The sequence below is a fragment of the Veillonella fallax genome (assembly GCF_020687175.1).
GTDB classification, from domain to species: Bacteria; Bacillota; Negativicutes; order Veillonellales; family Veillonellaceae; genus Veillonella; species Veillonella fallax.
The window spans coordinates 89,205-113,929 of sequence record NZ_JAJEQD010000003.1 but is presented as its reverse complement, the minus strand read 5'-3'; the positions used below and the strand labels follow the sequence as shown (position 1 = coordinate 113,929).

Annotated in this window: 32 protein-coding genes; 26 read left to right on the top strand and 6 right to left on the bottom strand. The window is 37.7% G+C overall.

The genetic code is table 11. The features are described from left to right. Nucleotides 1-71: 71 nt before the first annotated feature. Nucleotides 72-620 carry a gamma carbonic anhydrase family protein gene (locus tag LKD20_RS02315; protein ID WP_005386984.1) on the bottom strand — a complete coding sequence of 183 codons (549 nt, stop codon included), beginning with the start codon at nt 618-620 and terminating at the stop codon, nt 72-74. A gap of 17 nt (nt 621-637) precedes the next feature. Then, the gene (locus LKD20_RS02310) at nt 638-1,591 is read right to left on the bottom strand and encodes a nitronate monooxygenase (protein WP_005386983.1); all 954 of its coding nucleotides are present in this window, start codon (nt 1,589-1,591) and stop codon (nt 638-640) included. Between the two features lie 548 nt (nt 1,592-2,139). Here LKD20_RS02310 and LKD20_RS02305 point away from each other — a divergent pair. The 14 genes from LKD20_RS02305 to LKD20_RS02240 all read left to right on the top strand — a co-directional run bounded on the left by LKD20_RS02305 (nt 2,140) and on the right by LKD20_RS02240 (nt 13,267). Beyond that, complete coding sequence (locus LKD20_RS02305) at nt 2,140-2,274, top strand: rubredoxin (RefSeq protein WP_004693422.1); 135 nt, start codon at nt 2,140-2,142, stop codon at nt 2,272-2,274. Nucleotides 2,275-2,375: 101 nt separating this feature from the next. Then, entirely contained in the window at nt 2,376-2,888 is a 513-nt protein-coding gene (locus LKD20_RS02300; RefSeq protein ID WP_039969256.1) for a YceD family protein, read from the top strand. A 25-nt stretch (nt 2,889-2,913) separates the two neighbouring features. After that, nucleotides 2,914-3,090, top strand: coding sequence for a 50S ribosomal protein L32 (gene rpmF / locus LKD20_RS02295; protein WP_004693428.1), 177 nt, complete (start codon nt 2,914-2,916; stop codon nt 3,088-3,090). A gap of 319 nt (nt 3,091-3,409) precedes the next feature. Further along, a complete protein-coding gene (gene fapR, locus LKD20_RS02290; protein WP_005386980.1) occupies nt 3,410-3,970 on the top strand; it encodes a transcription factor FapR in 561 nt (186 codons plus the stop codon). A 3-nt stretch (nt 3,971-3,973) separates the two neighbouring features. Then, complete coding sequence (gene plsX, locus LKD20_RS02285) at nt 3,974-5,002, top strand: phosphate acyltransferase PlsX (RefSeq protein ID WP_005386979.1); 1,029 nt, start codon at nt 3,974-3,976, stop codon at nt 5,000-5,002. Beyond that, complete coding sequence (locus tag LKD20_RS02280) at nt 4,986-5,981, top strand: beta-ketoacyl-ACP synthase III (RefSeq protein ID WP_005386978.1); 996 nt, start codon at nt 4,986-4,988, stop codon at nt 5,979-5,981. Before plsX ends, LKD20_RS02280 begins: the two co-directional genes overlap by 17 nt. Nucleotides 5,982-5,996: 15 nt before the next feature. Then, nucleotides 5,997-6,941, top strand: a complete 945-nt coding sequence (fabK, locus tag LKD20_RS02275) for an enoyl-[acyl-carrier-protein] reductase FabK (protein WP_227720773.1) — start codon at nt 5,997-5,999, stop codon at nt 6,939-6,941. Nucleotides 6,942-6,951: 10 nt separating this feature from the next. Further along, a complete protein-coding gene (fabD, locus tag LKD20_RS02270; RefSeq protein ID WP_227720772.1) occupies nt 6,952-7,893 on the top strand; it encodes an ACP S-malonyltransferase in 942 nt (313 codons plus the stop codon). A gap of 1 nt (nt 7,894) precedes the next feature. After that, nucleotides 7,895-8,638: a 3-oxoacyl-[acyl-carrier-protein] reductase gene (gene fabG / locus LKD20_RS02265; RefSeq protein ID WP_227720771.1), complete on the top strand. Its 744-nt coding sequence runs from the start codon at nt 7,895-7,897 to the stop codon at nt 8,636-8,638. A gap of 51 nt (nt 8,639-8,689) precedes the next feature. Then, nucleotides 8,690-8,920 carry an acyl carrier protein gene (locus tag LKD20_RS02260; protein WP_004693441.1) on the top strand — a complete coding sequence of 77 codons (231 nt, stop codon included), beginning with the start codon at nt 8,690-8,692 and terminating at the stop codon, nt 8,918-8,920. 77 nt (nt 8,921-8,997) lie between these two features. Continuing rightward, nucleotides 8,998-9,954 (top strand): NAD(P)H-dependent flavin oxidoreductase, encoded by a 957-nt coding sequence (locus LKD20_RS02255; RefSeq protein ID WP_005386972.1) that lies wholly within the window; start codon nt 8,998-9,000, stop codon nt 9,952-9,954. A gap of 36 nt (nt 9,955-9,990) precedes the next feature. Beyond that, on the top strand, nt 9,991-11,235 hold the full coding sequence (fabF, locus tag LKD20_RS02250; protein ID WP_005386970.1) for a beta-ketoacyl-ACP synthase II: 1,245 nt from the start codon (nt 9,991-9,993) through the stop codon (nt 11,233-11,235). Then, complete coding sequence (gene rnc / locus LKD20_RS02245) at nt 11,235-11,972, top strand: ribonuclease III (RefSeq protein WP_119209042.1); 738 nt, start codon at nt 11,235-11,237, stop codon at nt 11,970-11,972. The genes fabF and rnc overlap by 1 nt, the downstream gene beginning before the upstream one ends. Nucleotides 11,973-12,124: 152 nt before the next feature. Beyond that, nucleotides 12,125-13,267, top strand: a complete 1,143-nt coding sequence (locus LKD20_RS02240; RefSeq protein WP_227720770.1) for an elongator complex protein 3 — start codon at nt 12,125-12,127, stop codon at nt 13,265-13,267. A gap of 81 nt (nt 13,268-13,348) precedes the next feature. On the opposite strand, the gene LKD20_RS02235 is transcribed toward LKD20_RS02240, so the two are convergent. From LKD20_RS02235 to LKD20_RS02220, 4 genes are read right to left on the bottom strand one after another with little or no spacing between them, the layout of a single operon-like run. After that, a complete protein-coding gene (locus LKD20_RS02235) occupies nt 13,349-14,401 on the bottom strand; it encodes a site-specific integrase (protein WP_227720769.1) in 1,053 nt (350 codons plus the stop codon). 2 nt (nt 14,402-14,403) lie between these two features. Then, on the bottom strand, nt 14,404-14,679 hold the full coding sequence (locus LKD20_RS02230; protein WP_227720768.1) for an ImmA/IrrE family metallo-endopeptidase: 276 nt from the start codon (nt 14,677-14,679) through the stop codon (nt 14,404-14,406). Nucleotides 14,680-14,705: 26 nt separating this feature from the next. Next, the gene (locus LKD20_RS02225) at nt 14,706-15,242 is read right to left on the bottom strand and encodes a hypothetical protein (RefSeq protein ID WP_227720767.1); all 537 of its coding nucleotides are present in this window, start codon (nt 15,240-15,242) and stop codon (nt 14,706-14,708) included. Nucleotide 15,243: 1 nt separating this feature from the next. After that, on the bottom strand, nt 15,244-15,639 hold the full coding sequence (locus LKD20_RS02220) for a helix-turn-helix domain-containing protein (protein ID WP_227720766.1): 396 nt from the start codon (nt 15,637-15,639) through the stop codon (nt 15,244-15,246). 194 nt (nt 15,640-15,833) lie between these two features. Between LKD20_RS02220 and LKD20_RS02215 the strand changes: the two genes are divergently transcribed. The 12 genes from LKD20_RS02215 (at nt 15,834) to LKD20_RS02160 (ending at nt 24,707) form a co-directional block, all read left to right on the top strand. Next, a complete protein-coding gene (locus tag LKD20_RS02215; RefSeq protein ID WP_227720765.1) occupies nt 15,834-16,022 on the top strand; it encodes a helix-turn-helix domain-containing protein in 189 nt (62 codons plus the stop codon). 12 nt (nt 16,023-16,034) lie between these two features. Further along, on the top strand, nt 16,035-16,283 hold the full coding sequence (locus LKD20_RS02210) for a hypothetical protein (protein WP_227720764.1): 249 nt from the start codon (nt 16,035-16,037) through the stop codon (nt 16,281-16,283). Further along, nucleotides 16,271-16,573 carry a helix-turn-helix domain-containing protein gene (locus tag LKD20_RS02205; RefSeq protein WP_227720763.1) on the top strand — a complete coding sequence of 101 codons (303 nt, stop codon included), beginning with the start codon at nt 16,271-16,273 and terminating at the stop codon, nt 16,571-16,573. Before LKD20_RS02210 ends, LKD20_RS02205 begins: the two co-directional genes overlap by 13 nt. After that, nucleotides 16,570-16,731 carry a hypothetical protein gene (locus LKD20_RS02200; protein ID WP_227720762.1) on the top strand — a complete coding sequence of 54 codons (162 nt, stop codon included), beginning with the start codon at nt 16,570-16,572 and terminating at the stop codon, nt 16,729-16,731. Before LKD20_RS02205 ends, LKD20_RS02200 begins: the two co-directional genes overlap by 4 nt. Nucleotides 16,732-16,807: 76 nt before the next feature. Then, complete coding sequence (locus tag LKD20_RS02195; RefSeq protein ID WP_227720761.1) at nt 16,808-17,080, top strand: hypothetical protein; 273 nt, start codon at nt 16,808-16,810, stop codon at nt 17,078-17,080. Continuing rightward, nucleotides 17,073-17,396, top strand: coding sequence for a hypothetical protein (locus LKD20_RS02190; protein WP_227720760.1), 324 nt, complete (start codon nt 17,073-17,075; stop codon nt 17,394-17,396). Before LKD20_RS02195 ends, LKD20_RS02190 begins: the two co-directional genes overlap by 8 nt. A 4-nt stretch (nt 17,397-17,400) precedes the next feature. Beyond that, nucleotides 17,401-18,117: a DUF2303 family protein gene (locus tag LKD20_RS02185; RefSeq protein ID WP_227720759.1), complete on the top strand. Its 717-nt coding sequence runs from the start codon at nt 17,401-17,403 to the stop codon at nt 18,115-18,117. An 11-nt stretch (nt 18,118-18,128) separates the two neighbouring features. Continuing rightward, nucleotides 18,129-19,445, top strand: a complete 1,317-nt coding sequence (locus tag LKD20_RS02180) for an AAA family ATPase (protein ID WP_227720758.1) — start codon at nt 18,129-18,131, stop codon at nt 19,443-19,445. Next, nucleotides 19,445-20,533: an ATP-binding protein gene (locus LKD20_RS02175; RefSeq protein ID WP_227720757.1), complete on the top strand. Its 1,089-nt coding sequence runs from the start codon at nt 19,445-19,447 to the stop codon at nt 20,531-20,533. The genes LKD20_RS02180 and LKD20_RS02175 overlap by 1 nt, the downstream gene beginning before the upstream one ends. A gap of 5 nt (nt 20,534-20,538) precedes the next feature. Then, a complete protein-coding gene (locus tag LKD20_RS02170) occupies nt 20,539-21,024 on the top strand; it encodes a hypothetical protein (RefSeq protein WP_227720756.1) in 486 nt (161 codons plus the stop codon). Beyond that, the gene (locus LKD20_RS02165; RefSeq protein ID WP_227720755.1) at nt 21,024-22,616 is read left to right on the top strand and encodes a DEAD/DEAH box helicase; all 1,593 of its coding nucleotides are present in this window, start codon (nt 21,024-21,026) and stop codon (nt 22,614-22,616) included. The genes LKD20_RS02170 and LKD20_RS02165 overlap by 1 nt, the downstream gene beginning before the upstream one ends. A 9-nt stretch (nt 22,617-22,625) precedes the next feature. Next, complete coding sequence (locus LKD20_RS02160) at nt 22,626-24,707, top strand: AAA family ATPase (protein ID WP_227720754.1); 2,082 nt, start codon at nt 22,626-22,628, stop codon at nt 24,705-24,707. The last annotated feature ends 18 nt before the right edge of the window (nt 24,708-24,725 follow it).

Sequence of the window (24,725 nt, the reverse complement as noted above, 5' to 3'; positions counted from 1 at the left end):
GCATATTAAGCTTGTGAATAAAAAATAAAAGCGGATAGTTGTGATCAACTATCCGCTTTTGTTATATGTAATTATACGATCTTAGCGTTTTTATCGTATTCCTCGCCACCTGCATCAGGAAGCATACCGTATTCAATAGTCCATAAGTGTTTATATTTTAAAGCTTGGTTGTGAATACGTTCGATTTGAGTTTCGTCTGTGCGAACAATACGAGCAGGAATGCCTACTACTAAAGAGTTAGGTGGGATGACAGTGTTTTCTTTTACTACCGCACCGGCTGCAATAATAGATCCAGAGCCGATATGACAACCACTTAATACAATGGCGCCCATGCCAACTAAAACATTGTCTTCAATTGTGCTAGCGTGAACAATTGCACCATGGCCGATTGTTACGTAATCGCCAAGAATACATGCTTTATCGTCGTCTACATGTAATACAGAGTTGTCTTGTACATTAGAGTAACGACCTACTACAATCTTGTTTACATCACCACGAAGTGCACAGTTTTGCCAAATAGAAGCATATTCTTTAAGTTCTACATCACCAGCAAGTTCTGCACCGGGCATGACGCAACTTTTAGGATCTAATTTTGGATATTTTCCATGAAATGGTAACATATGGTACTCCTAATTCATTAAACAATTTCAAGAAGGCGTTGAGCCTTACGAATAGACATAATGGCTTCGTTCATTACAGATTGAACGATTGTATGAGCTGGCTCAATAGCTACAAGACGATTCAATGCTTGACCGACTTGTACAGCACCATTTACAACATCGCCATCAATAGCAGCACGTTTATTAGTGCCTTGAGACATTTTTGTACGTTCTTCAGGGGTAGTAACGCCATCAGTTTCTGCGGCCAAATAGCGAGTAGTAAATTCATTTTTTAAACTACGAACACCACCGTGGCCAGAGAGAAGACCAGTTACAACAGAATCAGTATCTGTAGCTTTGATAATGGCTTCTTTCATATTTTTGTGTGCTTGGCATTCCTCAGCAAGTAAGAAGCGAGAGCCCATTTGTACACCTTGTGCACCCATGAGTAATGCAGCGGCAAGACCGCGACCATCAACGATAGAGCCAGCTACTACTACAGGGATAGAGATTTCAGGTAAAATGTTTTCCATTAAAGACATTGTTGTTTGGCTACCGATGTGGCCACCAGCTTCCATACCTTCTACGATCATCGCATCAGCGCCAGCTTCTTCGATACGTTTAGCTAATTTAAGGGAAGGAACTACAGGGATAACCTTGATACCAGCCTCTTGAAGAGGTTTGATATATGGTACAGGGTTACCAGCACCAAGTGTTACAAAAGCAGGTTTTTCTTGGATGATAACATCTACTAACTCATCTTTATTAGGAGCCATCAACATAAGGTTAACACCGAATGGTTTATCTGTTAATTCTTTGCATGCACGAATTTCATTGCGAGTCCATTCTGCATCACGACCGCCGAGGGCGATAACGCCTGTTGCGCCAGCATTAGCAACGGCAGATACTAATTTGTGTTCAGATACCCAAGCCATAGCGCCTTGGATAATAGGGTATTCGATTTGTAAAAGTTCTGTTAAAGCTGTTCTCATAAATCCTCCTATGATAACAATATAAATGACGATTTCTCTGATCAATATTTCATATTAAGATCGTGAAGTTCTTATTATGATTATATTGCATAGAGAAGTAAGAGTTCATAAGTACATACTTATATAATAAGTTATTAATTAAGTTCTTTTAGAATAAATAATATAACAATATTCTCTTCTATATATAATAGTATAATATATAAATTATGTACACCTTAGGTCTTATTTTAGTTAATACCTTAAAAACTATCGGTATAATAATGGCCATTACTTATATTAATAGATATATTGACAGATGAGTAACAATAGGGAAAGGAATTGAGGTAAATTTAGGTCATAATTAGTCTAAATGATAATACATTTCAAATTATAATGTAGCACAAATCCGCATATCATATATGCTTTTTAAATATTAGAAAAAATGAGAAATTAAGAAAATGAGTATTGAAAAGTTTCGATATCTTTGATATACTACATTACAGATAGAGTATCTGAATTATAAAAGATAAACATTAAACAATAATTTTCAAGTGAAGGAGGAAATACTCATGGAAAAATACGTATGCGTAGTATGTGGTTGGGTTTATGACGAAGCTGTTGAAGGCGTAAAATTCGAAGATCAACCAGCTGATTATGTTTGCCCAATTTGCGGTGTTGGTAAAGACCAATTCGAAAAAATGTAATTGACTTACCAAAAAGACTATCTTGAGTCCGCTTAAGATAGTCTTTTTTATTTGACAAAGCACTATGTCATGTTTATAATATTATGAGTCGAGGTAAGATTATGAAACTGCAAGTAGAGCAAGCAAAAGAACATATAGGAAAGAAATTTCCTTATAGCTATACGATACCAACCTCTGAGCTTGGTGACGTAACTGCTTTTCCTTGGAGCCGTCATGATATAACCATTAATGGTGAGTTTTGGTTTGATGGTCAAAATTACATCGTTCAAGGTTCGATAGAGTCTAAAGGTGATTACGAGTGTTCTCGTTGTTTAACTACAACAGAGCATAATCGTAAGGATTCCTTTGAGGAAATCTTTAGTGATTCTAGAGACGCTGTTGAAGATGTGATTCCTTTCGATGGAGAGGAAATTGACTTAACCGAACTAATTAGGGATACATTAATCATCAATGAGCCCTCTCAAGTGTTATGTCAGGATGATTGCAAAGGATTGTGCGTTCATTGCGGAGCAAATTTAAATGTTTCACCTTGTTCTTGTGAATCCTTTGTGGTGGATCCTCGATTTGCAGAGTTACGTGCTTTGCTTGATGAGAAAGATGATAGATTGTCCTAATGATTGTACTAAGGAGGTGCAGATAATGGCAGTACCTAAGCGTAGATTGTCTAAATGCCGTCGCGATCGCCGTCGTGCTAATTGGAAATTAGAAGCTCCTGGTTATGTAGCATGTCCACAATGCCACGAACCTAAGATGCCTCATCGTGTTTGCCCTACATGTGGTCACTATAAAGGTGAGCAAGTAGTAGCTAATGCTTAATATGTGAGCGGAAAAAAGACGCCTACTGTAGTAGTAGGCGTCTTTTTTGTATGCTTTTGTATACTTTTAGTAATATATATAACTTAATATACTTCATATGCATTAGTCAGTGCCATTATTTTATAGTAATATAAAACTGTAGAGTAGTGGCATTTTTTATACTTTTATAAACAAAACGATACTTAAATATAAAATAATATCTATATTTAGTATATATGAGGAAAATCTGTTACTATATGTATAAAAAGCCTTGCCAATAGGGGAATTATTGTATATACTTAGGATGTAATATTAATACTAGGTCATAAAAGGTGGTCCCATGAGTCGGTTAAAGAAGCAAGAGCGCCAAAAGCAGTTACAAGAAAAACTGAATATTACGCCATTTCTTACTGATGAAGAATTGGCAACACACTTTAATGTAAGTGTGCCAACTATTCGTCTTGATCGACTAGAGTTGGGGATTCCTGAATTGCGTGAACGCATACGCGTCATGGCTACAGGTCAATCACAAGAAACGGTAGAACATGTACCGTACGAAGTGGTTGGCGAATTGATTGATGTCACGGAAGGGCAACAAGCATTATCGATGTTGCGTACTACTGCAGACATGGAAGATCGATTTGGATATGTAGAGCCACAGTATTTATATGCTCAAGCGAATTCCCTCGCAAAGGTAGTCATGGGGACTACTGTTTGTTCTGCGGAGGTTGGAAATATAAAATATAAGAATCCAGTAGGAGCTGGTACTAATTTGGTGGCAAAAGCAGAAATTGTGCGTCGCCGTGGTAATAAGTTCTTTATTTGGGTCATTATAAGAGATAAAATAAAAGAAGTATTTCGCGCAAAATTTATTATGGAATCCGTAGAGAATAGGGTGTAGATTATGAAAATTGCAATAGACGCCATGGGTGGCGACTTTGCTCCATTGGAGACTGTACTAGGATCCATTGAAGCCGTACGAGCAAATGAACACATTGAAGTGGTGCTCGTCGGCGATGAGCAGCAAATTTTTAATATATTAGAAGCTAATAATGAAGCTAAGAATCCACGCATTTCTGTACATCATGCCAGTCAAGTCATCGGGATGGATGAACATCCAGGACAAGCATTGCGTAAGAAAAAGGACGCATCTGTTGTGGTAGCAACATCTTTAGTTCGTGATAATGTCTGCGATGCCGTGATTGCTCCAGGTAGCACAGGTGCTGCTGTAGCAGCTGCATTGTTTGGTCTCGGTCGTATTAAAGGGGTTGATCGCCCGGTTATTGCAACTCCGATGCCAACAGTTAGTGGCATTACTGTTATGTTAGATTCTGGTGCTAACTCAAATAGTAAACCAAAACATCTTGTACAAGGTGCATTGATGGGTTCTGAATATGCAAAACTTTTATTAGGTAAAGAAGAACCTACAGTAGGGTTATTAAATATTGGCGAAGAAGCCACTAAGGGGAACGATGTCGTTCTAGCCACATATCCAATTTTGGAACGTATGAAAACTATTAATTTCAAAGGTAATATTGAAGGCCGTGATATTCCAAAAGGGGTCGTAGATGTTGTTGTTTGCGATGGTTTTGTCGGTAATGTGGTACTTAAATTTGCAGAAGGCTTGGTAACAGGTCTTACACAATTAGTAAAGGATAGCATTATGGCAGGTAGTATTTTTGCTAAAATTGGTGCTATGCTTGTAAAGCCAGCTTTAAAAAAGATGGCAAAACGCTTAGATCACACGGAAAATGGTGGTGCTCCACTCTTAGGGGTTAACGGGGTGTTTATGATTGCCCATGGTAGCTCCAAAGCTAAAGAGATTAAAACTGCTATTGAAATTGCCAGTGATTTAGTAGAGCGTAAAATTATTCAACACATAAGAGAAACAATGGATATTGAAGGAGCCTTGAAGTATGACTATGATGAGTAAACCGGTAGGAATCATTGGTACTGGGAGCTTCCTTCCTGACAATGTAGTAACAAACTTTGATCTAGAAAAAATGGTTGATACCAATGACCAATGGATTAGAGAACGTACTGGTATCGAGGAACGACGCATTGCACCGGAAGGTATGAATACATCCTATATGGCGACTGAGGCAGCCAAAAAAGCTATGCAAATGGCTAAGGTTAGTGCCGAAGATATAGATATGATTATCTTTGCTACCTTAACACCAGATATGATTATTCCTTCAGCCGCTTGTGTATTACAAGCGAATTTAGGAGCTAAGAATGCAGCGGCCTATGATTTACAAGCTGCATGCTCTGGCTTTGTATATGGATTGATTACTGCAGCTAGCTATATTAGCTCCGGTTTATATAAAAAGGTTCTTGTTGTAGGGGCTGAAATTCTATCTCGACGGGTAAATTGGAATGATCGTGGTACATGTATCCTCTTTGGTGATGGTGCTGGCGCCGCGGTAGTATCTGAGGTCCCTGAAGGTTATGGCATTAAAGGTATTGACATGGGGGCTGATGGTACTGGTGGTCCATCTTTATGCATTCCTGCAGGTGGTACAGCAGTAGTTGCCAATGATCAACGCGTTGAAGAAGGATTAACATTCATTCATATGGATGGCCCTGAAGTATATAAATTTGCTGTTAAAACGATGGGACGTACTGTTTTAAAATCTTTAGAACGAGCTGGAATGGAACTTAATGAGTTGGATTTCTTCATTCCACATCAAGCAAATATTCGTATTATTGATTCGGCTGCAAAACGCTTACATATGCCGATGGAAAAAGTATTTGTTAATTTACATAAGTATGGTAATACATCTGCCGCGTCTGTAGCGATAGCTTTGGACGAAGCTAATCGTGAAGGGCGTTTCAAACGTGGCGATAATGTTGCGTTTGCAGGATTTGGTGCAGGCCTTACATGGGCTAGCCTTGTCTTGAAATGGTATTAAGGAGGACACATCAAGATGATTAAGACTGACATTTGTGATTTATTACAGATTGAGTACCCAATCTTACAAGGTGGTATGGCTTGGCTCGGTACTGCAGAATTAGCGGCAGCTGTTTCCGAAGCGGGTGGCCTTGGTATTATTGGGGCTGGTCATATGCCTCCTGATATTTTCCGTAATGAAATTCACAAATTAAAAGAGCGTACAAATAAACCATTTGGTTGTAATATCATGCTCATGTCTCCATTTGTTAAAGAAGTTATGGAAGTAGTTGTGGAAGAACGCGTTCCTGTAATTACAACAGGTGCTGGTAATCCTGGCGTGTACATTCCAGCTTTAAAAGAAATCGGTACAAAGGTAATCCCTGTAGTTGCTTCCGTATTACTTGCAAAACGCTTGTTACGTGGTGGTATTGATGCAATTATCGCAGAAGGTACAGAATCCGGTGGTCACGTAGGCGATATTACAACTATGGCATTGATTCCTCAAGTAGTAGACGCTGTAGATGTACCAGTTATTGCAGCTGGTGGTATTGCTGATGGACGTGGTATGGCGGCAGCATTTGCATTAGGCGCTCAAGCAGTACAAATGGGTACGCGCTTTGTATTATCTGAAGAATGTATTGCTCATGAAAACTATAAAAATGCAGTATTGAAAGCAAAAGATCGTGCTACAGTTATGACTGGTTTAACAACAGGTCATCCTGTACGTATCATTGATAATGCATTGGCACATAAATATAAATCCCTTGAATTTAGCGGTGGTTCTAAAGAAGAATTGGAAAGCCTAGGTGCTGGTACACTTCGTAAAGCTGCTATTGATGGTGATGTAAAAGAAGGTTCCGTAATGATTGGTCAAATCTCTGGTATGTTAACAGATGTTAAACCATGTGCAACTATCATCAAAGATATTATGGCTGAAACCGAACGTGTAATTAACAATCTTCAAGGTCTTGGTAAATAAGGAGGCCCTTATGAAAACAGCATTTGTTTTTCCTGGTCAAGGTTCCCAAAAAGTAGGCATGCTACAAGATTTGTACAATGCATATCCTATCGTAAAACAACGTTTTGAAGAAGCTGACGAAGCACTTGGTTATTCTATTTCCAAATTGTGCTTTGAAGGTCCTGATACTGAACTTGTTAAAACTGCTAATACACAACCAGCTATTTTAACTGCATCCGTAGCTTGCTATGAAGTTCTTAAAGAACAAGGTTTTACACCTGATATCGTAGGTGGCCATAGCCTTGGTGAGTATAGTGCTCTTGTAGCAGCAGGCGTATTGAACTTTAAAGATGCTGTGTATGTTGTTCATAAACGCGGTGAATATATGCAAGAAGCTGTGCCATTGGGCAAAGGTGCTATGGCCGCAATTCTGGCTTTACCTCGTGAACAAGTTGTAGAAATTTGTAAAGAGGTTAATGATTCTGTTGGTTCTGTACAAGCAGTTAACTTCAACTGCCCAGGTCAAATCGTTATTGCAGGTGAAACAGCAGCGGTAGAAACTGCAGCAGAAAAGATGAAAGAAGCCGGTGCAAAACGTGCTGTTATGCTTCCTGTAAGTGCTCCATTCCACAGCCGTTTGATGGAACCTGCAGCTCTTCGTTTAAAAGAAGAGTTGGATAAAATCCAAGTGAGCGATGCTCAAATTCCTGTAGTAGCAAATGTTACAGGTAAAATTTTGACTAATGCAAACGAAATTAAAGAGTCCTTAGTTACACAAGCTGCTAACCCTGTATTGTGGGAAGACTGCGTAGCTGAAATGGTTAACTTTGGTGTAACTCGATTCGTTGAAGTAGGTCCTGGTAAAGTACTTACTGGCTTTACTAAAAAGATCAATAAAGATATGGAATTAGCCAATGTTGAAGACATTGCATCCTTAGAGAAAACGCTTGAATTTTTGAAAGGGGTTCGATAAAATGCATTTAGAGGGTAAAGTAGCCATTGTAACTGGCGCATCCCGTGGCATTGGTCGCGCTGTAGCTATCAATTTGGCAAAATCTGGTGCTGATGTGGTGGTTAACTATAGCGGTAGCGAAGGTGCAGCTCAAGAAACTGTTGAAGCTGTACAAGCTTTTGGCCGTAAAGCCATTAAAATTAAAGCCAATGTAGCTAATGCTGATGAAGTTGCTTCTATGGTAGAAGAAGCTCATAAAGAGTTTGGTCACATTGATATTCTCGTAAATAATGCGGGTATTACGCGCGACGGTTTGTTGATGCGTATGAAAGACGAAGATTTTGATGCTGTTATTGATATCAATCTTAAAGGTGTATATCTAGTAACTAAAGCAGTATCTAAAATCATGATGAAACAACGTTCTGGTCGTATTATCAACATGACATCTGTTGTAGGTGTTATGGGTAATGCGGGTCAAACTAACTATGCAGCTTCTAAAGCTGGCGTAATTGGTTTCACTAAATCCTGTGCTAAAGAATTAGCGAGCCGTGGCATTACTGTTAATGCTATTGCACCAGGCTTTATCAATACAGATATGACTGATGTATTGCCAGAAAAAGTTAAAGAAGCTATGGTTGCTGAAATTCCATTGGGCCGTATGGCTGATGCTGAAGAAGTAGCAACAGTAGCAACATTCCTTGCTAGCGATTTTGCTAACTATATTACAGGCCAAGTCATCAATGTAGATGGCGGTATGGTGATGTAGTTTCAAAATTAGACTATATATAAATACACTTTGAAAGGAGGTGAACCACCAATGAACACTTTCGATAAAGTAAAAGCAATCGTTGTGGAACAATTAGGCGTTGATGAAGCTGAAGTTACCATTGATTCTACATTCATCGACGACTTAGGCGCTGACTCCTTAGATATCGTTGAATTGATCATGGCATTCGAAGAAGAATTCAATGTTGAAATCCCTGACGATGTTGCAGAAAAAATTAAAACCGTTAAGGATACAGTAGAATATATTGATTCTGCTAAATAAGCTGTAAAGCTGACAATTCAGCCGCACGGGAGGCCGAGTGGCCTCCCAACCGGTTTTATTTACAGGAGGATTTGATAGTGAAGCTCCCTGAACTTCGCATTGGGAATCTAGTGGCCAAAGTACCTATTATTCAAGGTGGTATGGCGATTAGATTGTCTACAGCTCGCTTGGCGGCAGCCGTTGCAAATGAAGGTGGTATCGGCCTTATTGCAGCATCCGGTTTGCCGTTTGATGAATTACGATACGAAATACAATTAGCTAGAAAATTATCACCTACGGGTATTATTGGTATAAATGCGATGGTAGCAGCAACACAATTTGCTGGCTTAGTAAAAACTGCCATCGAAGAGGGCATTGATCTTGTAGTAGCAGGTGCTGGTTTTTCAAGAGATATGTTCGCAATGGGCAAAGAGTCTGGTACTCCAATCGTACCAATCGTTTCGTCCGCAAAATTAGCTCGCATTTCTGAAGGTCTAGGTGCGGCAGCAGTCATCGTAGAAGGTTGCGAAGCTGGTGGCCACTTGGGTACGGATCGTTCCGCTCGAGAAATCGTTCCGGAAGTTGTAGCTGCTGTTAAAAACATTCCAGTTATTGGTGCTGGTGGTGTTCTTGATGGTCGTGACATTGTAGAAATGTTGAAATTAGGTGCTAGTGGCGTTCAAATGGGTAGTCGTTTTGCTGCTTCTGATGAATGTAATGCATCTGACGAATTGAAAAAAATGTATGTACGGGCTACTAACCCTGAGGACATTGTATTAATTCAAAGCCCTGTAGGTTTGCCTGGACAAGCAATTAAAAATAAATTTGCTGAATCTGTATTAGACGGTACTGTAGCACCTCCAACGGTGTGTGATAACTGTTTAAAACATTGTTCCCATAAATTCTGTATCATCCGTGCTCTTTCTCGTGCACAACAAGGTGATGTGGAAACAGGTTTGGTGTTCTCTGGCAATAATATGAGAAAAGTCGACAAGATTATGCCAGTTAAAGATATCTTTGCTCAACTCAAACAGCAAGTAGCAGAGATTGATTAATTTAAAAGGGCTGTATAGCTATAAGAGGTGGAATAATTGGAAAAACGTGTAGTAATTACTGGCTTAGGGGCAGTGACTCCTGTAGGTATCGGTAAAGAGAACTTTTACAATGCGTTATTGGCAGGTCAATCTGGTATTGGGCCAATTACACGCTTTGATGCATCTGACTATGCAACGCGTATTGCTGGCGAAGTAAAAGATTTTGATGTTACAAACTATGGCGTAGACAAGAAAGAAGCTCGTCGTATGGACCGTTCTGTAGAATTGGCTATCGGTGCTGCTGTTCTTGCTTGTGAAGATGCTGATCTTGATTTAGATAAACAAGATTTAGATCGTTGTGGTACTGTGGTTGGTACTGGTATTGGCGGTATCGACTCCATCCATGAAGTATATGAAACATTATTCGAAAAAGGTCCTGGCCGTGTAAGTCCATTTGCAGTTCCTATGATGATTGCCAATATGACATCTGCACGTGTATCCATCCGTCTTGGCCTTAAAGGTCCTGTTATTACAGACGTAACAGCTTGTACTTCTGGTACAAATGCTATTGGCGATGCTTTCCGTATTATCCAACGTGGTGATGCTGATATCATGTTTGCCGGTGGTACTGAAGCGGCTGTATCTCCTGCAGCTGTAGCTGGTTTCGCAGCTATGAAAGCTATGTCTACACGCAATGACGAACCAACAAAAGCTTCTCGTCCATTTGACCGCGATCGCGATGGTTTCGTAATGGGTGAAGGTTCTGGTATCGTTGTTCTTGAAGAATTAGAACACGCAAAAGCTCGTGGTGCTCATATCTACGCTGAAGTTGTAGGTTATGGTACTAATGGCGATGCTTACCACATTACTGCACCGGCTCCAGGTGGTGTACAAGCTCGTAAATGTATGGAATTAGCAATTAAAGATGCAGGTATCGATCCTAAAGACGTTAACTACATCAATGCTCATGGTACATCTACTGGCCTTAATGACAAAAATGAAACATTGGCTATTAAAGAATTGTTCGGCGATCATGCTAAAGACATCGCTGTTAACTCTACAAAATCCATGACAGGTCACTTGTTAGGTGCTGCTGGTGCTATCGAAACTATCGTTATGGCGATGGCTATCGAAACTGGTAAAGTTCATCCTACAATTAACTGTGACAATCCTGATGAAGGTTTGGATCTAGACTATGTTCGCGAAGGCGCACGTGACCTTCAAGTTAAATGTGCTCTTTCCAACTCTTTCGGTTTTGGTGGTCATAACGGTACACTTTGCGTACGCCGTTATGAAGGCTAATGGTAGCTGTTGAAGCGCATAAGAGTAAGATGACACAAGCTCGTGAAGAATCTCTTCATGGGCTTGTTGCTCGTTTAGACATACCTGTGTCAGATATATCCATTTTAGATTGTGCTTTTACACATACATCTTATGCGAATGAACATAAATCAAAGCATATTAATCACAATCAGCGATTAGAGTTTTTAGGCGATGCTGTTTTGGATCTTATTATTGGGGAATACCTATTTAAGACATATCCAGACATGGCCGAAGGTGATTTGACGAAAATTAAGGCCGCTACAGTGTGTGAGGATTCTTTAGCATCTGTAAGTCGTTCTTTACAATTGGGGCAATATTTATTGCTCGGTCATGGTGAACGTGCTTCCGGTGGTAATAATCGTAATTCTATTTTAGCGGATACCTTTGAGTCTCTCATTGGTGCTATCTATATTTCTACAGATTATCAAACTGCGATGGACTTTGTTTTAAAACATCTCATTATTTATATCAAGCAAGCTTTAGAAGGTAAACGGGGCAAGGATTATAAAACCTTGTTACAAGAATATGTACAACGAGATGGTGATAAACATATCGTCTATCGTTTGCTCAGTGAAAGTGGTCCCGACCATGCTAAGACCTTCCATATGGTGGTCGAAATCAATGGTGTTACTTACGAGGCCGGCTCTGGTAAAAGTAAAAAAATTGCAGAACAACATGCGGCTCAATTAACGTTAGAAAAGTTAATGGCCAAATAGAAAAGCGCCTAATGGCGCTTTTTTCTGTATAATAGTATATAGAATAGGAAATATATTTATCTTATAATCGTTGTATGGAAAGCCTTATATCTTAATATATTAATATAAAAGGTTTTGGCTGAGTTTATTTTGTATAAGAAAGGAGAGTGACTATGAAACCATTTGGTATGATACCTTTTTTTATACCTCATGTAGGGTGTCCTTATGTATGTACATTTTGTAATCAGTCCCGTATTACAGGCCAATCTGGCATTAGTCACATAACACCGGATTATATAAAAAAAACGATTACAGATTATGTAGGTAAAAAACGAAATGATAAGTTTTGGGAGGTCGCCTTTTATGGAGGCTCTTTTACAGCCATTCATCGCGATTTGCAACATACCTTATTAGCGCCAGCTTATGAGATGTTACAACAGGATATAATCGATGGTATACGTTGCTCTACACGGCCTGATGCTGTTGGGGATGAGGCTATCTCATTGTTACAATCCTATGGCGTAAAAACAGTAGAGCTTGGCGTACAGTCTATGAATGATTGTATTTTAGTCGATGCTAAGCGCGGTCACACAGCACAAGAGGTAGTAGATGCTGTTGCACGATTAAAGCGACGTGGAATGACTGTAGGTGTTCAGCTTTTACCAGGATTAAAAGGTGAAACTTGGGAAACCATTCTAGAAACCGCTATTGCTGTAGTTAAATTAGAACCAGATTTTGTACGAATCTACCCTGTTCTTGTTATAGAAAATACAGAACTAGCAGATCAATATAGATCTGGTGAGTATGAGCCATTAAGTACTGAACAAGCTATTAAATATTGTGCATTCTTAAAGGAATGGTTTGAACAGGATAATATTGAAGTTATACGTACAGGATTACAAAGCACGGAAGAGCTCGATTCAGGCAATAGTTTGATAGCAGGTCCCTATGAACCTGCTATGGGTGAGCTCGTTGTAAATGAACAATATAAACAACGTATTGAAAGATGTATTGATGAACATCTTTCTTCAGAAAATTTATTAGGAAAGCAAAATGATTACAATTTTTCTCATTTTGATTGTTACCATACCCATAAGGTAGGATGTAGATTTTATTCGGATAGTGGTGATATTTTGATGAAACATAGGATTGTAATTTCTTATCCTAGAAGCAGTACATCAAAGGTGCGAGGTCTCAAAAATCGCAATATTTTATATTTTCAAGAAATGTATCCTCAATTTAGCATAGATTGGTGTGAAGATAATACGAGAAATACTGTTCATTGCTGTATTGATGGCCTACAATATATGTTATAATAAAAGATATTAACAAAACCCATAATAACCATTGATATTGCTAGGATTTTATTTTATTCATCAAAAATTCGTCAAAAATAATTACCCAAAAATATTAGCTACACTTTCTGCAGCTTTTATTCTCATCTCATCTGTATAATGAATGTAATTGTGAATAACTGTATCGACCGTATCACCCAGTAGGCTTGCTACGGTCTTAACATCGACATTGTTTGATAACAATGTAGTAGCGTATGTATGACGAAAAGCGTGCATTGATTTTTCTGGGATGTATTTCTGTAATATCCTATTCGGTGTAGTAGTGTTACTTCGTTTAAAATTAAATAACCGATCTGTTGTACATACATCTTTGTACACTTTTAATATTTCGAGTAATGCAGGTGGTATAGGGATAGTCCTTATTCCATTAGTTGATTTTGTATAGGAGAAATCAAATTGATTATTTCCTAGTGCCACCCATTGTTTGTTTATTGAAATTGTTTTATTATCGAAATCAATATCACTCCATGTTATGGCTATTATTTCACCATATCTCGCACCTGTATATCTAGCTACCATAAACAACACATAATAAAGGTAGTTGATGTTTTCTAAATCATCTAATCGTTGCAATTCCTCAGTTGTAATAACAGATACTTTTTTTACATCACGTTGTTTAAGTGGCTTTATTGGTTTACAAGGGTTTTCACGAATTACTTTATATGGCGATATAGCATAGTTAAATATCATGTTTAACACTCTATAAGCAAGGTTTATTGTTGCAATTGCATATATAGATTTGTTGAATTGATGTAGTATATCTTGCGTTGTAATTGTTGAGAGTTTTTTATCTTTTAGTGCATCAACAACATTTAATGCATTTTTATATGTAATTAATGTGTTCTTAGTTGAATTAATGCGTTCGTTAATAAATATCTCAAAAAACTGAATAAGCGTTATATCTTTTAGACTGTCATCAAGTGGATTGGTGACAGTCTTTTTTAATTCATCAATAATTTTTTGTCCATAGAGCTTTGCTTCTCTTTGAGTAGCAAAACCCTGTTTGGATTTTTGCCTCCATTTTATACCGTCTTTATAGCTGACAATTATTTGGTAATTGCCATCTTTTTTGCGAACCGTCATATTGCATTGCATAGTTACACGTCCTTGCTATTAACCACGTGATAAAAGAATTCCTCGTCTATATCTTCATCTAATTCTCTATCATGAGCGATCCGTTCTATTAAATTAATATGTTTTTCAGAATGAAAGTCATCATGTTTAATATGTCCTAATTCGTGTAGTACACTAACTCGTTGAGCATCTAAAGGTTTATTTAAATTAACCAGTATTGAATGACTGCCATCTTCATTAAGACGTGCTACTGCTGTTTGTGTTTTCTTTAATTGCGTATAGATCAAGTTAATAGACATAACAATACTCTCCACTTATGATTTATTTAAAATAATTGATTGGGTAATGGATAATTAAAATACATATTATATGACTTATAGAATATATACATTGCCACTTGATATGCTGGAGAAATAGGAGTTGTTTTGCCAGTAGGAGCTTTCCCAGATGGATATGAAACTGTAGCTTTTAATATATTTCCATCGAAGTCGAAAATAGTTATTGTATTTATTCTCCAATTTACCCCATTATCATTCGATATAGCGTTTACGAAGTCATCCATATTTTCGTATTTAGGTGCTAGCATTTTGGCACTTCTTTCATAATTAAAAAATGATGTTTGGTTTGTTTGTACAATATAATTGGTATCATAAAATATACCATATAAAGTAGCATTAATAACGTAATAAGGCGGATTATATCTTGATACTAAAATAGTTGTATTATCAACATAAACCTCACTAGTCTCATTTGAATATACCATTGTATATTGGCTAGAATTTTGACGGAGTTCATTTACAGAAATCGCATTACTTAAAAATGGAATAAATAATATCCAAATAAATACTAATATTTTCTTCATCTTATTTCCCCTCCCGTTTCTTTAATTTATCAATCAAATCCACAACAAAATCTATATCTTCCTTACTCATATCCTCGGCAGCGTCAAACAGTATTCGCATGCCGGGGTTATTTTTTAGTTTATTTGCATATTCGGATACCTCAGGATCGGTGTAGTAGGTTTCGGATTCTTCCTCATATGGATATAAATCTGGTGAATTGTCGTATACAACATTACCCAATAAAAAATCTATTGATACATTTAGATATTGAGCTACTTGTTGCAATTTATCAACGCTTGGGGATGATTTATCCCAACGAGATATTGTCCCTCGGCCAAAATCCAAATCGCTTTCAATTTTTTGTAGAGTGGTATTCTGACGTTTTGCTAAAACACTAATTCTTTCTTTAATTGTCATAGGTCTACCTCTTTTTGAAAATAATCAAATAAACCTATTGACATTCTGATAATATTCAGATATTATAATATCAAGGTTGAAAATTTTCAGAAAAATAGGCTTGTATTTGTGGAAAAATATTTGATGCCTACATTGTAGAATATTTTCACCTATTTGTAAATGAAAATATTCAGATAAAGAAAGAGAGGTGAATTATGATATTAGAACGCATCCAAAATCTTTGTAACGAACGAAATACTAATATCGCTCAATTAGAAAAAGAATTGGGGTTTGGAAAAAGCACCATTCGCCGATGGAATACTTCTTCACCGTCGGTTGATAATTTGCAGAAAGTCGCAGATTATTTCAAAGTTTCTGTAGATTCGTTATTAAAAAAAAACTAAAAAGGAGAAGTAATGTTAGTACAAAATCAAAAAGACCTGTTAATAGCAAATAAGGTCTATGGAAACACATCAACTGCATTCGGTTGGGCTGGTCGAAATGCTGAGTATGCACAATATTGGAGAAAAATTATTAAAGAATACTTTGCTAAACGACATACAAGTAAGTTATGTAGAAAGTCCATCCACGGCAAAATCAAAGAATGTCGTGAAGCAGATAGGATGGCAAAAGTAGAATCAAGGATTCCAGTATGGAACCCATAGTTTATACGATTAAAGACGTTGCAGAATTGCTCCAATGCAGCGAAAGCAGCGTCAACAATCTTAGGGAACGTGGCATCCTACGTGAAGTAAAAGGGCTTCCGGGCGTCCGCTTCAATAAAAAAGAAGTCGAGGCGCTAGTAGGGATTGTGGATGAATACAGTCCACTACAATACAGAAAGTTAGAAAAGGAGCGTAATGAGCTTTTACAAGAAAATGAAAAGTTAAAAATGAGTATACGAAAAATAACCAGTGATTTACTGGTTATGGTAGAAGGGGAGTTGAAGTTGTGATTATTGCTTTAAAATGGGCTGCTTTTATATGGATTATCGGATCCATGGGAAGCCTAGAAATTGATAGAATTGGTTTTTTCCAGTTTTTATTACAAATCATTATTGGCGGACTAGTTTGGGTGTGCACTAATGTGTATGAAAAAGAAAACGCCCGCTAACCGGCAAGCTAAACGGGCGCAGGCAAATTATACCTAAGTAAATTATACAACTAAAATTAATTCTTTGGAGAAGAAAATGCAAAAAAAAATTGAAATCATATTAACACCTAAAGATAATGGTGGTCATGATATGGAATTTATCTTAAATAAAGATGAATTTAATGGCGGAGAAATAGAAATTGCGGCGCTTTTGGTTTCAGCTGCTCATAACTTTGGACATAAAAATCTTAATGTTACGCAATTTGTAGCATTTTTAGAAGCCACAAAAGATATGTGTGAAAAACAAAAAGGAATGGCTCTCTTAAATGAGTTACTTAATATATTTGAAAAGGAGAAAACAAATGAATGAAAAACAACAAGTTTTAAATCTAACTAATATTTGTGATGGAAAGTTAGAAGCTGAATTTGAGGAAATGTACAAAGATGCATTACGAAAAATCTCAAAAGGTCAGAAAGCTAAAATCACTATTAATATTGAAATGTTACGAGTTCCAGATACTGATACCATCGTAGAACTTGGTTACAATATTAAATCAACATTACCAGCTATCTCACGTCGTGCTATCGGGTCTTATGCGGACGACTTTACAGTAAAAGTTGATGTCAACGAAAAGCCGCAATTAGAAGTTCTAACATTTAATTCAACTACTGAAAAGAGAGGTTAACACAATGGAAGAAAAATTTAACTTAAATGTACAGACAGAAAATGGTGAAGTAATTATTCGTCATGGTGAAGCCAATGACGTATTTCAATATCACGGATTTAGATATGAACTTAGTAGTACTGAATCATTTGTTAAAGGTGTAAAAGCTAAGGGCGACCCTAAAACATCTGTTATTACATATTCAGACAAAAAGGTGGTAGCAGTAACAGACTGTACCGTAACAGATCGTACGCAAGACAAAATTGTATATGCATTTCAAAAAAGCGAACAGTTTAAAGAGTGGAACTCCATCTTTAATCTAAGTTTAACGCAAAAAGAAATGCTTGATTTACTCCAAATTCATGAACATGAAATCGAAGATTACGAAAAGCTTTTAATTGCTGTTAGAAACTTCAAATACGTAACACAAACGGAAGGCGATTTTACTAGAACTGATGATGACAACTATGTTATGAGCATCAAAGTAAAAGAAGCGGAAGGCACTTTAAAGATGCCTCGCTTTATCTTTGTAAACATGGTCATTCTTAATGAAAGTCAATTCACTCAAAAAATTGAAGTGCAATTAGACATCATTAAACCTAAAGACGAAGGGGATAAATTATTGTTCAAGTTATCTTGTCCAATCATGAATCGTTATGTTAAAGATGCTATCAAATATGAAACCGATTCAATTAAATCTGAATTAACCAATTACTTGTTATTGGCTGGTACTCAAGAATAAGGAGCAAATGCATGGGAGAATCAATCAAAATTAATTCATTTGAATTAGAAAATGTAAAGCGTGTTAAAGCTGTGTCTTATGAACCATCACCTAATGGATTAACTATTATTGGTGGAAAGAATGGACAGGGGAAAACATCTATTCTTGATGCTATTGCTTGGACACTAGGCGGTGCAAAGTTTGAACCATCTAGTGCGGTGCGTGATGGGAGCTACAACCCACCTAAATTAGAAGTAAAACTCTCTAATGGTCTAGTGGTTACACGTAGTGGTAATAGCAGCACATTAAAAGTCGTAGATCCAGAAGGTAAAAAATCAGGTCAACGTATTTTAGATGGCTTCATTGGCCAATTAGCCTTAGACCTTCCTAAGTTCATGGAAATGAGTGACAAGGAAAAAGCAAATGAACTTTTGAAATTATTAGGCGTAGAAGACGAATTAAATAAACTCGAAGGTAAACACCAAGAGGTGTACGCAAAACGTCATTCTATAGGGCAAATTGCCACTCAGAAAGACAAGTACGCTAAAGAGTTAGTTGGTTATGATGATGTGCCACTCGAACCGATTAGCGCATCGGAACTTATCCAACAACAACAAGCCATTTTATTAAAGAATGCTGAAAATCAAAAAAAGCGGAACAATGTTTCTGCTATTCAAGCTCAAATGGTTACCATCAACAACTTGGTTGATGAAACGCAAAAGAAGCTTGAAGAACTGCAAGCTAAGCAGGCACAATTGGCTGAAGATTATGATATTGCAACAACGGCAGCTAAAGACCTTGAGGATGAATCTACGGCTGAACTCGAGGAGCAAATCAAAAATGTAGATGCCATTAATCAAAAGGTACGTGCTAATCAAGAACGTGCAAGAGCATTACAGGAAGCTGCTGATTATAAAGCAGATTATGACAACTTGACTGGTGAACTTGAATCCATTAGGGAAGATAAAAATAAACTGCTTGAATCTGTACAAATGCCATTATCAGGATTATCCATTCAAGATGGCGTCCTCATCTACAATGATCGTCAATGGGATTGCATGTCCGGTGCGGAACAGTTAAAAGTAGCTACAGCAATTGTTAGAGCTTTAAATCCTAAGTGCGGATTTGTACTTATGGATAAACTCGAACAAATGGATGTAGACACTATGAAAGAATTTGGGGCTTGGCTTGAATCGGAAGGCCTTCAAGTCATTGCGACTCGTGTTACTAATAACCAAGATGAATGCTCCATCATTATTGAAGATGGACACATCAAAGGTGAAGAGTACAGTAATGTGGCAGCACCAGTTAATGAAACTAAACCTGAAAATGAATGGGGTGGATTTTAATGAATATTACAACGGGTAAACGAAAACGAGCGCAAAAGTGTATTGTGTATGGTGTCGAGGGCATCGGTAAAACAACTTTTGCTAGTCACTTTCCATCCCCTGTATTTATTGATACAGAGGGTAGCACAGACCATTTGGATGTGGCTCGTACAGATAAGCCTACATCATGGCAAATGCTAATTTCCTTTGTTAAGGAATTTGCAACAATGCCGGGGTTCTATCGGACTTTAGTCATTGATACGATTGACTGGGCAGAACAGCTATGCGTTGAGTATATCTGTGCTAAACATAATAAATCTGGGATTGAAGACTTTGGGTATGGTAACGGATATGTATTTGTCCGTGAGGAAATGGGCCGTTTCTTAAATCTACTTGATGAAGTTATCAACGCAGGTATGAACGTAGTACTTACTGCTCATGCTCAAATTCGTAAGTTTGAACAGCCAGATGAGTTAGGCGCATATGATCGCTTTGAACTGAAACTTGGCAAAAAGACAGGCAGTCAAACTTCTCCACTTATTAAAGAATGGGCGGACATGGTACTCTTTGCCAATTATAAAAACGAAATCATCACTACTCAAACAAACAAGAAGAAAGCAACTAATGGTAAGCGTTTAATGTACGCTACTCATAACCCCGCATGGGATGCTAAAAATCGTCATGGATTACCAGATATGATGCCATTTGAATATAGTCAAATCTCTCATGTTATTCCAGATGATGTACTACCAACTGCTGCAGCACAAGAATTAGCACAAGCTGCTAATAATGAATATGCTCCAGAGGTAATGAATGCTACTAAGAAACAAATTGGGGAAGTTACTACAACACAACCTGTAACATCACCACAGGAAGCTGTTGATACCAACAAAAACGAAACACCATTAATTGAAACAGCTATTCCTAAACCATTAAAAGACTTAATGGTTAAAGATGGTATCACATTAGAACAAGTTCAATCAGTAGTTATCGCTCGTGGTAAATATCCAGCTGGTACACCATTTGAAAATTATGATCCAGAATTCGTTAATGGATGGATTATCCCATTCTGGCCAAATATTGTTGAAGCAATTAAGAAAGGAAATTAATTATTATGACAACACAAAGCAATTTTGAAACATTCGGTAAAGCAGAAGAAGTATATTCATTTGACCAACCTATTTTAGCGGAAGAACGTGAATATACGTTACTTGAAGCTGGTTCTTATCCATTTGTAATCACAGATGTAGCAAAGAAATTTTATGAACCTAAAGAAGGTAGCAAGCTACCATCTTGTCCACAAGCTCAAATTACTCTCGAAGTAGATGGTGGTCAGCAAGGGAAAACAAAATTAATTCACAATTTGTTTTACACAAAGTCAACCATTTGGAAAGTTACAGAATTATTTATGGCCGTAGGTCTTGCTAAGAAAGGTGAAAACTACAATCCTGACCCTGAACAGTTATTGGGTAAGTCAGCCATGTGTGAATTGTCACAACAAGGCTATGTGAAAAATGATGGTAATAATGGTACTCGTAACGAAATCAAAAAATGTTTTGCAAGTCCTAATGCTCAAGCCAATGGATACGGTGCATTCTAATGAAACTTAGACCGTATCAACAACAGGCTGTAGACTCGATATGGCATGAATGGGAAACGGTTAATAAAACATTGTTGGTTCTTCCGACTGGCACAGGTAAAACAATTTGTTTTGCTAAAGTTGCTGAGGAAGCGGTTCGCAGGGGTAAGCGTGTTCTTATCCTTGCGCATCGTGAAGAACTATTGCAACAAGCCTCTGACAAAATTATGAGTGCGTCAGGGCTTACAACGGCAATGGAAAAAGCTGAATATACATGTCTTGGACAATGGGACCGCATCATAGTAGGTTCTGTTCAAACATTATGTAAAGACAAACGATTGTCAATGTTCAGTAAAACGTACTTTGATGTCATTATCATTGACGAAGCACATCATGCTGTATCTAGCAGTTATCAAGCTATATTAAATTACTTTGACCAAGCAAAAGTCTTAGGCGTAACGGCTACACCAGATCGCTCGGATATGAAAAATTTAGGACGTGTATTTGAAAGTTTAGCATTTGAATATACACTACCTAAAGCTATTCAAGAGGGGTTCTTGTCTAAGATTAAGGTGCAAACATTACCGCTCACATTAGATATCTCATCGGTTAAGATTTCAACTGGTGATTTTGCTGTGGGAGATATCGGTAGAGTATTGGAACCTTACTTAGAGGAAATAGCCAATAAATTAATGGAATACAGGGATAGAAAAATCGTTGTATTTTTACCATTAATTGCTACCAGTCAACGATTTTGTGAAATTCTTAATGAACGAGGATTTAAAGCAGCAGAAGTAAACGGTAAAAGCCAAGACCGTACAGAAATTACACAAGCATTTGCTGAAGGTAAATATAATGTACTTTGTAATTCAATGTTGCTAACGGAAGGATGGGATTGTCCAAGCGTTGATTGTGTAATTGTATTACGGCCTACTCGGTCTCGTGCTTTGTATTGTCAGATGATTGGACGTGGTACACGTCTTTCACCGGGTAAAGATCATCTATTAATTTTAGATTTTCTATGGCATGTAGAACGTCACGAATTATGTAGACCTGCTCATTTAATCGCTAAGTCAGATGATGTGGCCAAACGCATGACGGAAATTCTTGAAGAAAAAGGAATGGACCTTGAAGAATGCGAAAGGGATGCAGAATCTGATGTGTTAGCTCAACGTGAAGAAGCACTTGCAAAAGAACTTGCTGCTATGCGCAAGAAAAAAGCGCAACTTGTTGATCCATTACAATTCGAGTTTTCTATTCAAGCCGAAGACCTTACACATTATGTACCAGCTTTTGGTTGGCAAATGACATCTATTACGGATAGCCAAAAGAAAACTCTTGAGCAATTTGGCATCAATGGTGACAGTATTGAAGATGCTGGCAAAGCATCTATGCTCATTGATAGATTACAAAAACGTCGTGAAGAAGGCTTGTCTACCCCTAAACAAATTAGATTCCTTGAAAACAAAGGATTTAAAAATGTAGGAACATGGAGCAATAACCAAGCCTCTAAGATGATTAGTCGTATTAGTGCTAGTGGTTGGCGCATTCCTAAAGGTGTAGTGCCTGCTACATATAAACCACCTGTAGAAGATTTTAGTCCCCAATGGTAAGGAGTAAACATGGAAAGCAAAATTGATTTACGAGAATTGCTCGAATATATAGACCCTTCCCAATGCTCCTATGATGAATGGCTAAACGTAGGCCTTGCACTTCATCAAGAGGGCTATCCTATGTTCGTGTGGGAGGAATGGTCTGCAGATGATGGAGAACGATTCCATGAAGGCGAATGTGCTGCTAAATGGGAATCCTTTGGTCGATATACTGGAAAACTTGTTACCGGTGCCACGATCACTCAAATGGCAAAAGAAAACGGATGGACATCTAAACATAAGTTTGAAAATAATGAAGCATTAAGTTTTGATTCCATGGTATTAGCCACAACTCCAGAACAATATCAAGTTGTTGATAAGAACTGGATTGAAGAATCTGATGTTCATATTCCTAAATCGTATCCTTTAGAGCAACGTAAACAAGATATTGTTACATATCTGACTACGTTATTTGAGCCAGAGGAGTATGTTGGATATGTAGTTAATACATTCGCCTTACCAGACGGAAAACAGTCTCCTACGATGGGAAATTATAGCCGTACGGTACAACAAATCCTAGATGGTATTAACGGCACAACGCAATTAGAAAATGTGTTTGGCAGCTTTAATAAAGAAATGGGTGCATGGATTCGCTTTAATCCAATTGATGGTAAAGGTGTTAAAAATGATAACGTAACTGCATTTCGGTATATGTTATTAGAATCTGACAACATGTCACTCGGAAAGCAAAAAGCTATTCTTGAACAATTAGAATTACCAATTGCAGCCATGGTATTTAGTGGTGGTAAATCAATTCATGCAATCGTTAAAGTAGATGCTTACTCCTATGAGGAATACAGAAAGCGTGTTGACTTTATATATTCGATTGCTCAAAAGAATGGCTTCAAGCCGGATAAAAAGAATCGTAATCCTAGCCGATTGTCTCGAATGCCGGGTGTTATGCGAGGTGGTAACCCCCAATTCCTTATGGCAACCAACATTGGCAAAGAAAACTATAAGGAATGGGAAGAATGGATCGCATCCGTTAATGATGATTTACCGGAGCCAGAAGAACTTGATGCATTATGGGATAACATGCCAGATCTTGCACCCCCATTAATTGAAGGAATTCTTCGTGAAGGACATAAAATGCTCATTGCCGGACCATCTAAAGCGGGTAAATCATTTGCGTTAATTCAATTATGTATTTCCATTGCTGAAGGTAAGCCGTGGTTTGGATTTGACTGTACACAAGGTAAGGTTCTATATGTCAATTTAGAACTTGATAGGGCGTCATGCTTACACCGTTTTAAAGATGTATATGAGGCCCTTGAGCAGCAACCAACAAACATTGGGAATATATCCATATGGAATTTACGTGGTAAGTCCTTACCAATGGACCAATTGGCACCTAAACTTATCCGCAGAGCCCAAAAGCGTAACTACAAGGCTATCATTATTGACCCTATCTATAAAGTTATTACAGGTGATGAAAATAGCGCTGATCAAATGGCGAATTTCTGTAATCAGTTTGACAAGGTATGTACTGAACTTAAATGCGCAGTTATTTATTGTCATCACCATTCTAAAGGTAGCCAAACTGGTAAGCGGTCAATGGACCGTGCCTCTGGTTCTGGTGTATTCGCTCGTGATCCAGATGCATTACTAGACCTCTTAGAACTTGAACTCGAGAACATGAACGAGGATAAACTCCAAGATGCTCCTATTGATATTAGCCAATGTACTGCATGGCGAATGGAAGGAACACTCCGAGAATATCCTAAGTTTAAACCGGTGGATTTATGGTTTGAATACCCCATTCACAAGGTAGATACAAACGGGTTCCTTGCAATGGCTCAATTTGATAGCCCGCAGTCTAAAGGATTAGACAAGATGAATAAACGCAAGCAGGCCGTTAAGGAAAAGAAAAAAGAGCAATTGGTAGATGCTTTTAATATTGCCGCTGCTGAAAATGGATTTAACGGCAAAGCGGATATTAAACGGGTTGCGGAAATTATGCAAATATCTGAAAAAACAGTTCGTAGATATTTAAAAGAAACACCTATCTTTAAAGTTGAATTAGGTGAACTAATTCCTGTTGATTTAGGTTAACAATAAGGACGGACAAAC